Raw genomic sequence first — 13,767 nt, 5'->3', positions numbered from 1 at the left:
TCCGAGCATGAATACGCCCCGCCAGCCCCGTGAAACCCGGCCCGCCGGCATCGCCAGTCAACGCGGCGAGGCCGCCGGCCTCGAACCCCTGGCCGTGCTGCCGGTCTTCGTGCCGCTGCAGGGCAAGCGCGCGGTGCTGGCCGGCTCCAATGGCGGCGCGCCATGGAAGGTGAAGCTCCTCGCCGCGGCCGGGGCCGATGTCGACGTCTACGCCCCCGAACCCAGCGAGGAATTGCGCGCCGTTCCGGGCGAGATCGTCGCCGGCAGCGTCACCCTGCACGAGCGCCAGTGGCAGCCATCCGACCTCGACGGCGCCACCTTCTGCATCGGCGCCATGGAGGACGAGGCCGACTGCATCGCCTTCGTCGCCGCGGCGCGGAAGACCGGCGCCATCGTCAACGCGGTCGACCGGCCGCATCTCTGCGACGTGAAATTCGGCGCCATCGTCAACCGTTCGCCGATGGTGGTGGGCATCTCGACGGAGGGTGCCGCTCCCGTCTTCGGCCAGACCGTGCGCGCCCGGATCGAGGGCATGCTGCCGCGCGGCTTCAAGGCCTGGATCGGTGCCGCCCGCGACTGGCGCGAGGAGGTGACCGGCCGCTTCCACGCTTTCTCCGACCGCCGCGCCTTCTGGGAGCGGTTCACCGACCGCGCCTTCGCCGAGCCCGACCGGGCTCCGACAGAGACCGATCTCGCCGAACTCCTCGGCCAGACCGAAGCCGCGCCGAAGGGCGGAGCGGTGACCCTGGTGGGCGCCGGGCCGGGCGATGCCGAACTTCTCACGCTCAAAGCCCTGCGGGCCCTGCGCAATGCCGACGTGATCCTCTACGACGACCTCGTGGCGCCCGAGATCCTCGATTATGCCCGCCGCGAGGCGCGGACCATGCTGGTGGGCAAGACCGGACACGGCCCGTCCTGCCGCCAGGACGACATCAACGCGCTGATGGTGCAGCTCGCCAAATCCGGCAAGCAGGTGGTGCGTCTCAAATCCGGCGACCCCCTCGTCTTCGGCCGGGCGGGCGAGGAGATCGACGCCTGTCATCTCGCCGGGATCCCGGTGAGCGTGGTGCCGGGCATCTCGGCGGCGCAGGGGGCGGCGGCCTCGCTCGGCGTCTCGCTCACCAATCGCGATGCGGCGCGACGCCTGCAATTCGTCACCGGCCACGACCGCCGCGGCAGCCTGCCGGAGGATTTGAACTGGGGCGCGCTCGCCGATCCGAGCGTCACCACCGTCGTCTACATGCCGAAGAAGACCCTGCGGGTTCTCCTGGAGCGCGCCATCGCCGAAGGCCTCGCCCCGGCCACCACCGCGCTCCTCGTCTTCAACGCCACGCGCCGCAACCAGGCGGTGGTCGCGGGCACGGCCGCCGATCTGGCGGACGGGGTCGAGGCCTCGGGATTCGAGGGGCCGGCGCTGCTGATGGTGGGGGAGGCGTTGCGGCGCCATGGTGCCGCGGGTTTCGGTGAGACCGCCGAGCCGGACAGGCTCGTCATCTGACGGCGTGCACCCGGTGGCGACGCTCTGTCGGGTTGCCCTGGTCTCCCGCCCATGCTCTTCCAGCCGCCTCATCCGGAACGAGCCTGAAGGCTTCCCATGCGTCGCGCCCTTCCCCTCATCCTCTTCGCCATCGGCCTCGTGGCGCTCGGTGTCGCGGCAACGGTGCTGCTCGTGCCGCAGGCCGGGCAGGTGGCGACCAGCAGCGTCGGCGGTCCCTTCACCCTGACGAACCAGGACGGCAAGCGCGTCACCGAGCGGGATTACGCGGGTGCGGCCCATCTCGTGTTCTTCGGCTTCACCCATTGCCCCGACATCTGCCCGACGACGCTGCAGCAGATCGGCGACGTGCTCCAGGCTCTCGGGCCGAAGGGCCGTGACATGAAGGCGCTGTTCATTGCCGTCGATCCGGAGCGCGACACGCCGGAGGCACTGAAGACCTATCTCGCGAGCTTCGATCCGCGCATCGTCGGCCTCACCGGCACGCCGGAAGAGGTGGCCGCCGCGGTGAAGGCCTATCGTGCCTATGTCCGCAAGGTGCCGACCAAGGGCGACGACTACACGATGGAGCACACGTCGCTCGTCTACATCATGGACGCGAAGAACCGCTTCGTCAGCGCCCTCAACCTGACCAAGCCGGCGGACCAGACCGCGGCGGAACTCGCCAGGGCGATGTGACGCCTCACGGTGGCGCGTGAGGCTTCAGCGCGCCGCTGCGCGAGGTGCGGGACAGGCCGTGCTCGGTCTTGTTCCAGCGGTCGGGCGCGAGGATCAGTTCGACGACGCTGCGCCAGGCCGCGAGGCTGACGAGCAGGAAATAGACCGGCAGCAGCGGCACGAAGGGGACGAGGTCGTGCCAGCCCCGGCGCCGGCAGCCGATATAGGCGGGCAGCAGCATCGCCACGAAGCCGGAGACGAGCACCGTGATCGCGGTGCCGGTTGGCAGGTTCGACCAGAAATCGCTTCCCGCCTCGATCCGGCTCGGCCACAGCGAGACCACCGCCGGCAGCATCAGGAACGGGTAGGCCAGGGCCGAGGCCACCGTGCCGGGGACGAGGGCCAGGGCGCATAGGCTCGCGAGGGGGCCGAGTTCGCGGAAGGTGACCAGCGGGTTGCGGCCATGGGTCAGGCTGGTCTGGAGGAAGCCCTTCATCCAGCGGGTGCGCTGGCTGAGCCAGGGCTTGCAATGGGCCGGCGCCTCCTCGATCGTGCTGCTCGGCAGGTCGCCGACATCGTAGCCGGCCCGCGCCAGCCGCAGGCCGAGATCGGCATCCTCGGTGACGTTCCAGGCATCCCAGCCATGGACCGCGCGCAGGATATGCGTCCGGAAATGGGTGGACGTGCCCCCCAGCGGCGTCGGCAGGCGCCATGCGGAGAGCGCCGGGCCGAGCACGTCGAACAGCGCCGTGTATTCGAGGGCGAAGCACCGGGTCAGCCAGGAATCGCGGGCATTGTCGATGACGAGGCGTCCCTGCAGGCAGGCGGTGCGCGGGGAGGCGCGGGCGAAGGCCTCGGCCGCCGCCCGCAACTGGCCGGGATCCGGCACGTCCTCGGCATCGTAGACCACGAGGCAGCTTCCCCGCGCCAGCGGCAGCGCCGCATTGAGAGCGCGCGGCTTGGTCTTGGGAAGGCCCCGCGGCACCACGATGACCTCCACATGCGCCGGCAGGGCGAGGCGGGAGAGCGCTTCCGCCGTCGCGGTATCGTCGGCCTCGGTGAGGAGCTTGATGTCGAGCTTCGCCACCGGATAATCGAACCGCGTCAGCGCCCCGAGGAGACGCGGGACCACCGCCGCCTCCCGGTAGAGGGCGACCAACACCGTGTAGACCGGCAGGTCGCGATCCGTCAGCCCTTCCCCGGGCGGGTGGTCCGGTACGATGCCGCTGGTCGGCCCGATGGCGGCCACGCGAAAGGTCAGCAGGGCGAGGAAGCCGACCTGCACCACGATCCAGGCCACCGTGACGAGGAGCGCCGGGAGGCAGGCGAGGACGACGAGGAGCGCCCCGAAGATCAGGCTCGCGAGGGCGATCAGGGGCGCCACCGGGGCGGCGTTGTAGGCCCAGTCCGGCCGTCGCCTGAAGAGCTCGCCCGAGGCATGAGCCGCGATCGCTTCCGGGCGTTGAGCGAAGAGCGCGCGGCGCAGGGCCGTCGGCGTGGTGATCGCCGGCATCAGTCCGGTGGGGCTGCGTCCCTCCAGCAGCTCGACGACGGCGCGCCCCCGCGGCGCGTAGACGAAGGCCGTGCCCATCCCCGCCGCGAGAGGGGCGACGCCGGCGATCAGGCTGTCGGGAAAGCGGGCGCCCGCCCCGAGGGGCAGGCGATCGGTGAGGAAACGCGCCCCGAGGGTGAGCGCGAGGGCGCGATAGAACGTCTCCTCCTCCATCAGCCCGGCCTGGATCAGGGCCGTTGCGGCATCGGTGCCGCTCGCCCGCGCCAGGGCGGCGGCCCTCGCCAGCAATGTCGGAGGGACGGCATGGCCCAGCAGGAACGCGACTTCGAGCGGCAGTGCCACCGTTTCGCCGCGCAGGCTCCTGAAACCGAGGATCGACACCGGAACCGGCTCCCCGAGGCCCGGGAACGTGGTAGGGGGAGAACCGTGAGCCAGCCGATTCCCGCGCACAACCAGTGCGACATCAACACAACCCTTGCGTCAAGCCGTGCCGTCTGGTGCGCGGGCGCTTTGCTGGTGACGGCGCTGCTCATGGCGCCGCTCCCGGCCCTGTCCGCAGAGACGCAGGAGCCTGCGTCTCCCGGCGTGACGATCCCGAATTTCTGGAACCCGCGCAGCCGTCTCGAGCGGATCGAGCCGCCCCAGACCGCGCGCGCCATCCGCTTCCTCACCGACGACGAGTTCCCGCCCCTGCATTTCGCCGGGCCCGACGGGACGCCGACCGGCTTCGTGGTGGAGCTCGTCCGCGCGGTCTGCGAGCGCCTGTCGATGAGCTGCACCATCCAGGCCCGGCGATTCGATACGCTGCTCGACGCCCTGGCGGACCGGCAGGGCGACGTGGTCGCGGCCGCGATCCCGCTGACGCCGACCCTGCGCAGCCGCTTCCTCGCCACCCGGCCTTACTTCCGCTGGCCCGCGCGCTTCGCCTCGCGCACCGACAAGGGCTTTCCGGCTCCGTCGGCCGAGGCGCTCGCGGGAAAGTCCGTGGGCGTCGTCGGCGGCAGCGCCCACGCGGCCTACCTCAAGGCCTTCTTCCCCAAGGCCGAGGGCCGCGACTTCACCGACCTCGCCACGGCGGAAGGCGCGCTCCGGCGCGGCGACGTCGACTATGTCTTCGCCGACGGCCTCAACCTCGCCCTGTGGATCGGCGGCATCGATTCCTCGAATTGCTGCGCGCTGGTGGGCGGCGATTACCTGGAGAACCGCTATTTCGGCGAGGGCATCGGCCTCGTGACCCGGCGCGAGGACACCGCCCTGTCCCGCGCCCTGGACGACGCCCTCCAGCGGGTCTGGGACGAGGGGAAATATGCCGAACTGTACCTGCGGTTCTTCCCCGTGAGCCCGTTCTGACCGTCGGGTGCCTGCCGGAAGCCTGGATCGGCCTCATTCCCGGTTCCGCAGGATCGAGCGTGCCCCTTCCGCGAGTCGCAGCGTGAGGTCCGCCGCCGCCATCTCCCGTGCCAGGGCGGCGGCCTGACCCGACCAGAGCGGTGAGAAATCGCCCGAGCCTTCCGCCTCCGCCCTCTGGCGCAGGGGCTGGAGCGCCGGAGCGGCCATGGGAAAGGCCGGCGCCTCGGGGCTCACCGGGCCGAGTTCGCGCATGGCGCGGTTCAGGAGTCCGCGCGCGGGGCGGCCGGTGAACACGTTGGTGAGCGCGGTGTCCTCGTCGCGTGCCGACCGCAGGGCCGCGAGATGGGCGGGGGCTGCACCGGCCTCCGGGCAGAGCAGGTAGGCAGTCCCGATCTGGGCCGCCGAGGCGCCGAGCGCGAGGGCGGCGGCGACGCCGCGCGCATCGGCGATCCCGCCCGCCGCGATCACCGGGACGCGGACCGCATCGACCACCTGCGGCACCAGAGAGAAGGTGCCGACCTGGGATTCGAGCGCCTCGGTAAGGAACATGCCCCGATGGCCTCCGGCATCGGCTCCTTGCGCGATGATCGCGTCCACGCCGCGCGTCTCGAGCCAGCGCGCCTCCCGCATCGTGGTGGCCGAGGAGAAGACGAGGCAGCCCGCCGCCCTCACGCGGGACAGCAGGGTGTCGTCCGGCAGACCGAAATGGAAGCTGACCACGTTCGGGCGCAGATCCTCCACCACCGCGCACATCGCCTCGTCGAAGGGCGCGCGGTTGGCCATGGCGATCGGCGCCGCCGGATCGAGATCGAATTCCCGGTAGAACGGCGCCAGCCTCTCCCGCCACGCGGCCTCGCGGACGGGATCGGCGGCAGCCGGAACATGGCAGAAGAAGTTGAGGGTGAAGGGGCGGTCCGTCACCTCGCGGATGCTGGAGACCTCGTCGCGCACCTGCTCCGCATTCAGGGCCGCGCAGGCGAGGGAGCCGAGACCGCCGGCGGCGGAGACGGCGGCCGCGAGCCTGCCCCTGGCTCCGACCATCGGCGCCTGGACGATCGGATGCTCCAACCCGACGAGATCGAGGAAGCGTCTGTCGGACCACATGATGCGCATTCCTTCCGGCCGAAGACGCCTTGTCTACACGATCCGTCCGCGAAGGGAGCGGTCAGGTCCGCAACCACGTGGCACTTCCCGCGACGCCGACGAGCAGGGCCGCCACCGCGAGGAAGGCGACGGACAGACTGGTGACGTGGGCGAGAAAGCCGATGGCGGCGGGGCCGACGAGGATTCCGGCATAACCGAGCGTCGTCACCGCCGGAATGGCGAGGCGCGCCGGCATGACCTCCTGGCGCGCGGCCGCCGTGAACAGCACGGGCACGATGTTGGCGCAGCCCGCACCGACCAGGGCATAGCCGAGGAGGCCGGCGGCCGGGGACGGAACGCCGATGACGAGGAGGAGACCGGCGGCGGCGAGGAGGCCGCCGAGGGCGACGATGCGGGTGCGGCCGATCCGGGAGACGATCGCGTCGCCGGTCAGCCGGCCCACGGTCATGGTCAGGGCGAAGGCGGCGTAGCCGAGGCCGGCCTGGAAAGCGGCGAAGCCGCGTTCCTGGATGAGGAAGACCGCGCTCCAATCCAGCGCCGATCCCTCGGTGAGGAAGACGACGAAGCAGAGCAGGCCGATGAGCAGCACCGATCCGCGCGGGATCGCGAAGGGCGGTCCGGCATCGCCGCCCCTCTCGCCGCCCTCGGCGGGCAGGATGCCGGGGAGCGCCGCCAGAAGCGCGACGGCGATGCAGGCGACGACCACGAGGGTGGCGCCGATCGGCGAGAGCCCGACGCTCAGCATCCCGCTGAAACCGGCCGCACCGACGATGCAGCCGAGGCTGTAGAGGCCGTGAAAGCCGGACATGAGCGGATGCCCCGCACGGCGCTCGACCATGACGGCCTGGAGATTCATCAGGCAATCGAGGACGCCCATGCCGGCGCCGAACAGCATGAGCGCGACGGCCAAGGGCAGGGGCTGCGACACGAGGGCGAGAAGCGGCAGCGTCAGACAGATCAGGGCCACCGCGGCGATCAGCATCGGCCGGACACCGAAACGCAGGGCCAGCGCCCCGGCCATGGGCATGCCGAGGAGGGAGCCGATCCCGAGGCACAGGAGCAGCAGGCCGAGGCTGCCGTCATCGAGCCCGGCCCGCGCCTTCACGAACGGCACCAACGGCGCCCAGGCCGCGATGCCGAAACCGACGATGAGGAAGAGCAGGCGGGTCGAGCGCCGCTCGGATCGCGCGACGGGTGAGGGCTCGGCGAAGACGGTCGCGGTCATGGGGCCTTTGGTGGGCTCGGCGAGCCTTGCGGGGCTCACGGATCTCGGAGGAATCCCGAAATCCGCGGGAGACGGATGCGCATTCTGCGGCCCGGACGCGGCAAACGTATGAAGTGCGCCGGAAGAAGCGCGGGCAGGCGTCGTTCATTGCCCTTCAGGAACGGTCGGGATTGACCATCGGGTCGGCCCGGAGCCGTTCCACGGCCAGGTCGATGAAGGCACGCACCTTCGCGGGCGCGCGCCTCCCCTCGGAACTGACGATGTGGACCGGCATCGGCGCCGCGTCCGGATCGTCCAGGATCAGCTTGAGCCGGCCTTCGGCGACGGACGGCGCGACTTGGTAGGACAGCAGGTTCACGATGCCCTGGCCGGCGAGGGCGGCCGCGAGGGCCGCGTCGATCGTATTGCAGATCAAGCGGGGACGAAGAGGGACGCCCATGCGTCCCTTGCCGCCCGGACGGCCTCCTCCCAGCAATCCCGCGCTCATCGAGCCGATGATGGCGTGATCCTGCAGATCCCGCATCATCCCGGGTGTTCCGTGCCGATCGAGATAGTCCGGCGTGGCGCAGAGGACTCGGCGCACGGTGCCGACCCGGATCGCGACGAGCCCGGAATCGGGAAGGGCGCCGATGCGGATTCCCACATCGGCGCCCTCGTCCATCATGTTGATCACCCGGTCGAGGAAGAGCGCGCGCACGCCGACGGCTGAATGAAGCGCGAGATAGTCCACGATGACGGGCAGCACGTAGAGCCGGCCGAACTGCACCGGCGCGGTCACCGTCAAGGTGCCGGTAGGCGTGGCGTAGGCGCCTGCGGCGACCGCTTCCGCCTCCTCGATCTCCGAGAGGATCCGCCGGCAATCCTCGAAATAGCGTCCGCCCGCTTCGGTGAGCTTCAGGGAGCGCGTGGTGCGCGTCAGCAGTCGTGTCCCGATCCGGCTCTCGAGGGACGCCACCGCGCGGGTGACGGCCGGCGGGCTCATATGGAGCTGGCGGGCGGCACCGGCGAAGCTGCCGCTCTCCGCGACCCGGACGAAGACCCGCATCGACTGCCACCGGTCCATTCCGCCATCTCCCAGACCTGCCGATCATTCCATTTCGCGAAACAGTCGATTGCAGGGAATGCCGGTTCACGCAATCTGCGGAACGGTCTCTGATGCGGAGGTGGCGGGCGCTCCCGTCCGATCATCGAGGAGGCCGATCATGAAGCTCTTTCACATGGCCCTGTCCGGGCATGCACACCGGGCCCGCCTGTTCCTGTCCCTGGTGGGCGCGGAATGCGAGATCGTCGAGGTCGACCTCGCGGGCGGCGCGCACAAGGCACCGGAATTTCTGAAGCTGAACCCGTTCGGTCAGGTGCCGGTGCTCGTCGACGGCGACGACGTGGTGCCGGATTCGAACGCCATCCTGATCTATCTGGCGAAGAAACTCGGGCGCACCGATTGGCTGCCCGAGGATGCTGCCGGCGCGGCACGGGTGCAGCGCTGGCTCTCCGTTGCGGCCGGGCCCATCGCCTTCGGACCGGCGGCGGCGCGCCTGATCACCCTGTTCGGTGCCTCCTTCGATGCCGCGGAGGTGTTGGCCAGGGCCCACCAGATCCTCGGTCGCATCGATGCCGCACTCGCCGGCCGGTCCTGGATCGCCGCCGACCGTCCGACCATCGCCGACGTCGCCCTCTACAGCTACATCGCCGCCGCGCCCGAAGGGAATGTCGACCTCGCGGCCTATGCCGACATCCGTGCCTGGCTCGGTCGCATGGAAGCGCTGCCTGGCTTCGTTCCCCTTCCGAGGTCGCCGGTCGGCCTGCACGCAATCTGAACCCACACCCGTCGCGGGAGGTCTCCCATGTCGCCGTTCGAACACCAGCCAGCCTCGCCGTGGCATCCGGGCGAGATCGCCATCCAGGACCATGCCGGAAGCGCCGGGCGGATGGCCGAGATCGGCCCCCGGGTGATCCGCGACCGGATGATCGACCAGCACCGCGATTTCTACGGGCATCTGCCCTTCGTGGTGCTTGGGGCGGTGGACCCGGCCGGAGACGTCTGGGCGACGCTGCGCACCGGAGCACCGGGCTTCCTCGATGCGCCGGACCCCTTCCATCTCCGGGTTCGCAGCATCGCCGAACCCGGAGACCCCGCCGAGGTGGGCCTCGCGAACGGCGCGTCCGTCGGTCTGCTCGGGATCGACCTCGCGACCCGGCGGCGCAATCGCCTGAACGGAACCGTTCGGCGCGGGGAGGGCGACGGTTTCGAGATCCGCGCCCGGCAGAGCTTCGGCAACTGCCCGCAATACATCCAGGTCAGACGCGTCGACATCGGACGGGACCCATCCCGATCCGAGACGAGTACCGCGGCGGCTCCGGAGATCGGGCATCGCCTCGACGACCGCGCCCGCGCGCTCGTCTCGGGCGCCGATACCTTCTTCGTCGCCACCTATGTCGATGGGCGGGACGGCGAGCGGCAGGATGACGAACGGCAGGTCGATGTCTCGCATCGCGGCGGCCCCGAGGGGTTCGTGCGGATCGGCGAGGACGGGGTGCTGACGATCCCGGATTACTCCGGCAACCGGTTCTTCAATACCCTCGGGAATATCCGCATCAATCCCCGCGCCGGGCTCGTCTTCCTCGACTTCGCCACCGGGGAGATGCTGCAGATGACGGGGCATGCGGAGGTGATCCTCGACGCTCCCGAGATCGCGACGCTTCCGGGGGCGGAGCGGCTCTGGCGCTTCACGCCCCGAACCATCGTCCAACGGCCCGGCGGATTGATGGAGGGGGCTGCTCCCCGATCGCCCGGCCGGGACGGGTGAACCGAGAACCACCTTCCAGTCCAAGACCGTCACGGCCGTTGCGTTGACCCTCCCGGACACGCTCCCTAGGGTGCCCGGCCCCGCTCGGTCCTCTCCGGGCGTCCCGCCTCTTCTCGCAGAACTGACGCTTTTCCCATGTCCGCCCCGCCTGTTTCGTCCCCGCTCGCCCTCGATCCCGCCCTCGTGGAGGCCGCCGCCAACGCGGCCGCATGGCCGTTCGAGGAGGCGCGCAAGCTCGTGGCGCGGCTGGAGCGCAGGCCGAAATTGGAGGTGCTGTTCGAGACCGGATACGGACCGTCGGGCCTGCCGCATATCGGCACGTTCGGCGAGGTCGCCCGCACCTCGATGGTGCGGCACGCCTTCCGCGTGCTCACCAACGACAGCGTCCCCACCCGCCTCATCGCCTTCTCGGACGACATGGACGGCCTGCGCAAGGTGCCGGACAACGTGCCGAACAAGGAGATGCTGATCCCGGCACTCAACCAGCCGCTGACCAGGGTGCCCGATCCGTTCGGCACCCATGACAGTTTCGGCGCGCACAACAACGCCGAACTGCGCCGCTTCCTCGACGCGTTCGGTTTCGACTACGAGTTCCGCTCCGCCACCGAATGCTACAAGGCCGGCCTGTTCGACTCGGCGCTGCTCACGGTGCTGGAGCGCTACGACGCGGTGATGGCGATCATGCTGCCGTCGCTGCGGGCCGAGCGCTCGGCGAGTTACTCGCCGTTCCTGCCGCTGCACCCGGAGACGGGGGAGGTGATGCAGGTGTCCATCGACGAGGTGCGGGTGAGCGCCGGCACACTGGTCTGGCGCGACCCGAAGACGGGCACCGCCTACGAGACCCCGGTCACCGGCGGCCATGCCAAGCTGCAATGGAAGCCCGACTGGGCCATGCGCTGGGTGGCGCTCGGCGTCGATTACGAGATGGCCGGCAAGGACCTGATCGATTCGGTGAAGCTCTCGGGCGAGATCGCCCGCGCCCTCGGTGGCGAACCGCCGGAAGGCTTCAACTACGAGCTCTTCCTCGACAAGGAGGGCAGGAAGATCTCGAAGTCGAAGGGCAATGGCCTCTCGATCGACGACTGGCTCGTCTACGGCACCGCCGACAGCCTCGCTCTGTTCATGTACAACAAGCCGCGCGAGGCCAAGCGCCTGTTCGTGGAGATGATCCCGCGTCAGGTCGACGATTACCTGAACTTCCTCGAGAAGTTCCCCGGCCAGGAGCCGGCCCAGCAGCTCGGCAACCCGGTCTGGCATCTCCACGCCGGTCATCCGCCGGCGGCCGAAGCCGTGGGCAAGGGCGGCGCGCTGAACTTCGCGATGCTGCTTAATCTCGCGGCGGTGGCCAATACCGAGGATCCGGCGGTCCTGTGGGGCTTCATCCGCCGCTACGACCCGGAGATCGGGCCGCGGACACATCCCGTGCTCGACCGGCTGGTCGGCCACGCGCTCGCCTATTTCCGCGATCTCGTGCGTCCGGCGAAGGTCTACCGGGCGGCGACGGAGGAGGAGAGGGCGGCGCTCACGGACCTGTCGGCGACCCTCGAGGCCCACAAGGATTCGACCGATCCGGAAGGGCTGCAGGCCATCGTCTACGAGGTCGGGCGGCGTCACTTCCCCGATCTGTCGGGCAAGGCCAAGAGCCCGGACGGGCGCCCCGGCGTGTCGCAGGCCTGGTTCGGCACGATCTACAACGTGCTGTTCGGCGAGGCGCGCGGACCGCGCTTCGGCTCCTTCATCGCGCTCTACGGCGTGGCGGAGACGCAATCGCTGATCGAGAAAGCCCTGTCCGGCGCGTTCCTGCCGGCCTCGACCGAGACGACCGCCCTATCGTGACTCTCGACCTCACCGATCATTCGCTGGCCGGATGATCGGTGAGGTGAGGACCGGGATCTCGGCTGGAATGCAGGATCGCGACGATCTCCACCGTCCCGGCATCATAGCGGAAGAAGATCACGTAACTTTCGCAAGGAAAGCTGCGTATGTCGCTCGGCAATTCCCGACGTGCCCGACCGAGCTTTCCCGGGAGCGTCGCCAATCGATGGCATTGGCTGCGAAGTCGCGCAACGAATCCCTGTGCGATGGCCAGGCTGCCGCTCATTTCGGTGACGTAACCGAGAATATCGACGAGGTTGGTTCGTGCGAATGGCAGGAACCGAGCCTTGCTCACTCCCCGTAGCCCAGAGCCTCGAGTTCCGCGCTCTTTGCCGCGAGCGCGGCATCGATCTCGTCCTCGCTCGCATGACCACCCGCTTCGATGGCGTCGCTCAAGGTCCGGCGCAGGGCCTGGAGTTTGGCTTCGCGCTCTTCGACGAGGCGAAGACCCTCGCGCACCACCTCACTCGCCGAGCCATAGCGTCCATCCTGCACGATGCGGGAAATAAACCCCTCCCACCGATCACCGACCGATACGTTCATGCCGTCCTCGCATTTGGATCGAGGCAAAAGCATAACATAAACGGTGCATTTTTTGACATAGAGACGCGGGCTGGAGGAGTAGCGACCATTCCGACGATGTCTGCGGCCCTGTCTCAGCCGGCGCCATGACCGTCGCCCTATTCCGACCGCCCGACCTGTCGCAGGCTCAGCGCCCAGACGCGTTCCTGAAGCGCCTCGTCCCGTCCGAGGGAGGAGGTCGGCACGGGCCTGCACTTCGAGAAATAGCGCCCGCTGACGCCCGCCACCTCCGGCGATGTGGCGAGATGGAGGGAGGTCGCGGCGCCATCGGTCGGATTGCTGAGAAAGGGCCGGATCAAGGACCAGCCGAAGCCGAACCAGCCTCCGGTGCCACCGGCGAACCCGCTGGCGATCACGCCGGGATGGAGGGAATTCGCGGTCACTCCGGTGCCGGCGAGACGGCGGGCGAGGGCGGCGGTGAACAGCACGTTGCCGAGTTTCGCCTGCGAATAGGCCTTCAATGCGCCGTAGCCTCCGGCACCGTCGATGTCGTCGAGGTCGATCCGGCCGCGCTTATGCGCCATTGAGGCGACGTTGACGATGCGGGACGGCGCGCTCGCCTTCAACAGGTCGAGGAGTTCCAGAGTCAGCAGCATGTAGGCGAGATGGTCGAGGGCCCAGGTCCGCTCCAGACCATCCACGGTGATATGCCGGGAATCGAAGATCGCCCCGGCATTGTTCACCAGCACGTCGAGGCGGGAGTAGGCATCCCGGACCTCGCCGGCGAGGCGTCGGATTTCGGCCTGCGAGGACAGATCGGCCAGGAAGACGTCGATACGGGCGCCCGGCACGGTCGCGCGGATACGGGAGGCCGCCCCCTCGGTGCGGGCGGCATCCCGGCCGACGATCCCGACGCGGGCGCCGGCCCGCGCCAATCCCAAAGCCGTCTCGTAGCCGATGCCGGAAGTGGCGCCGGTGACGAGACAGGTCTGTCCGGGGATCGACGGAGCGGGCGCCTTCATCGGCTCAGAAGATCATCTTCCCGGCGGCCACGGCGAGCACGACGATGACGATCGCGATCACGAGGAACACGCCGAACAGGATCCGCGACAGGGAGCGCGCACCCGAGGCGATCCCGGTGAAGCCGAGGCCACCCGCCAGGAGCGAGATGACGAAACAGATGAGGGCCCATTTGAGAAGGGTCATACGCGCGAAACTC

The 13,767-nt window shown here is 69.5% G+C and carries 14 protein-coding genes; 6 read left to right on the top strand and 8 right to left on the bottom strand.

Features of this window, described 5'->3' with window-relative positions:
- Positions 1-7: 7 nt before the first annotated feature.
- Together cysG and ACFQ4G_RS13665 are read left to right on the top strand one after the other, a co-directional pair.
- Entirely contained in the window at positions 8-1,498 is a 1,491-nt protein-coding gene (gene cysG / locus ACFQ4G_RS13670) for a siroheme synthase CysG (RefSeq protein ID WP_238207404.1), read from the top strand.
- 96 nt (positions 1,499-1,594) lie between these two features.
- Positions 1,595-2,173, top strand: a complete 579-nt coding sequence (locus ACFQ4G_RS13665; protein ID WP_238207402.1) for an SCO family protein — start codon at positions 1,595-1,597, stop codon at positions 2,171-2,173.
- Positions 2,174-2,177: 4 nt separating this feature from the next.
- Here the strand turns inward: ACFQ4G_RS13665 and ACFQ4G_RS13660 are convergent, their stop codons facing one another.
- Positions 2,178-4,046 (bottom strand): glycosyltransferase family 2 protein, encoded by a 1,869-nt coding sequence (locus ACFQ4G_RS13660; RefSeq protein WP_238207400.1) that lies wholly within the window; start codon positions 4,044-4,046, stop codon positions 2,178-2,180.
- Positions 4,047-4,196: 150 nt separating this feature from the next.
- Here ACFQ4G_RS13660 and ACFQ4G_RS13655 point away from each other — a divergent pair, with 150 nt between their 5' ends.
- Entirely contained in the window at positions 4,197-5,015 is an 819-nt protein-coding gene (locus ACFQ4G_RS13655; protein WP_238207505.1) for a transporter substrate-binding domain-containing protein, read from the top strand.
- 33 nt (positions 5,016-5,048) lie between these two features.
- Here ACFQ4G_RS13655 and ACFQ4G_RS13650 read toward each other — a convergent pair whose 3' ends face one another.
- The 3 genes from ACFQ4G_RS13650 to ACFQ4G_RS13640 form a co-directional block, all read right to left on the bottom strand.
- Positions 5,049-6,119, bottom strand: coding sequence for an NAD(P)H-dependent flavin oxidoreductase (locus ACFQ4G_RS13650; RefSeq protein WP_238207398.1), 1,071 nt, complete (start codon positions 6,117-6,119; stop codon positions 5,049-5,051).
- A 61-nt stretch (positions 6,120-6,180) separates the two neighbouring features.
- On the bottom strand, positions 6,181-7,344 hold the full coding sequence (locus ACFQ4G_RS13645) for an MFS transporter (RefSeq protein ID WP_238207397.1): 1,164 nt from the start codon (positions 7,342-7,344) through the stop codon (positions 6,181-6,183).
- 154 nt (positions 7,345-7,498) lie between these two features.
- Positions 7,499-8,407 carry a LysR family transcriptional regulator gene (locus ACFQ4G_RS13640; protein WP_238207396.1) on the bottom strand — a complete coding sequence of 303 codons (909 nt, stop codon included), beginning with the start codon at positions 8,405-8,407 and terminating at the stop codon, positions 7,499-7,501.
- A 139-nt stretch (positions 8,408-8,546) separates the two neighbouring features.
- Here ACFQ4G_RS13640 and ACFQ4G_RS13635 point away from each other — a divergent pair, with 139 nt between their 5' ends.
- The 3 genes from ACFQ4G_RS13635 (at position 8,547) to ACFQ4G_RS13625 (ending at position 11,987) form a co-directional block, all read left to right on the top strand.
- The gene (locus ACFQ4G_RS13635) at positions 8,547-9,161 is read left to right on the top strand and encodes a glutathione S-transferase family protein (protein ID WP_238207395.1); all 615 of its coding nucleotides are present in this window, start codon (positions 8,547-8,549) and stop codon (positions 9,159-9,161) included.
- A 27-nt stretch (positions 9,162-9,188) separates the two neighbouring features.
- Positions 9,189-10,151: a pyridoxamine 5'-phosphate oxidase family protein gene (locus ACFQ4G_RS13630; protein ID WP_238207394.1), complete on the top strand. Its 963-nt coding sequence runs from the start codon at positions 9,189-9,191 to the stop codon at positions 10,149-10,151.
- A 135-nt stretch (positions 10,152-10,286) separates the two neighbouring features.
- The gene (locus ACFQ4G_RS13625; RefSeq protein WP_238207393.1) at positions 10,287-11,987 is read left to right on the top strand and encodes a lysine--tRNA ligase; all 1,701 of its coding nucleotides are present in this window, start codon (positions 10,287-10,289) and stop codon (positions 11,985-11,987) included.
- 16 nt (positions 11,988-12,003) lie between these two features.
- On the opposite strand, the gene ACFQ4G_RS13620 is transcribed toward ACFQ4G_RS13625, so the two are convergent.
- The 4 genes from ACFQ4G_RS13620 to ACFQ4G_RS13605 form a co-directional block, all read right to left on the bottom strand.
- Positions 12,004-12,321, bottom strand: coding sequence for a type II toxin-antitoxin system RelE/ParE family toxin (locus ACFQ4G_RS13620; RefSeq protein WP_238207392.1), 318 nt, complete (start codon positions 12,319-12,321; stop codon positions 12,004-12,006).
- On the bottom strand, positions 12,318-12,569 hold the full coding sequence (locus ACFQ4G_RS13615; RefSeq protein ID WP_238207391.1) for a type II toxin-antitoxin system ParD family antitoxin: 252 nt from the start codon (positions 12,567-12,569) through the stop codon (positions 12,318-12,320). The genes ACFQ4G_RS13620 and ACFQ4G_RS13615 overlap by 4 nt, the downstream gene beginning before the upstream one ends.
- Positions 12,570-12,706: 137 nt before the next feature.
- Positions 12,707-13,570 carry an SDR family oxidoreductase gene (locus tag ACFQ4G_RS13610; protein ID WP_238207389.1) on the bottom strand — a complete coding sequence of 288 codons (864 nt, stop codon included), beginning with the start codon at positions 13,568-13,570 and terminating at the stop codon, positions 12,707-12,709.
- A gap of 4 nt (positions 13,571-13,574) precedes the next feature.
- On the bottom strand, positions 13,575-13,754 hold the full coding sequence (locus ACFQ4G_RS13605; RefSeq protein ID WP_238207388.1) for a DUF1328 domain-containing protein: 180 nt from the start codon (positions 13,752-13,754) through the stop codon (positions 13,575-13,577).
- Positions 13,755-13,767: the final 13 nt, after the last annotated feature.

Origin of the sequence: Methylobacterium marchantiae (assembly GCF_042679825.1) — a bacterium.
GTDB classification, from domain to species: domain Bacteria; phylum Pseudomonadota; class Alphaproteobacteria; order Rhizobiales; family Beijerinckiaceae; genus Methylobacterium; species Methylobacterium marchantiae.
This window is presented reverse-complemented; position numbering and strand designations above follow the sequence as displayed.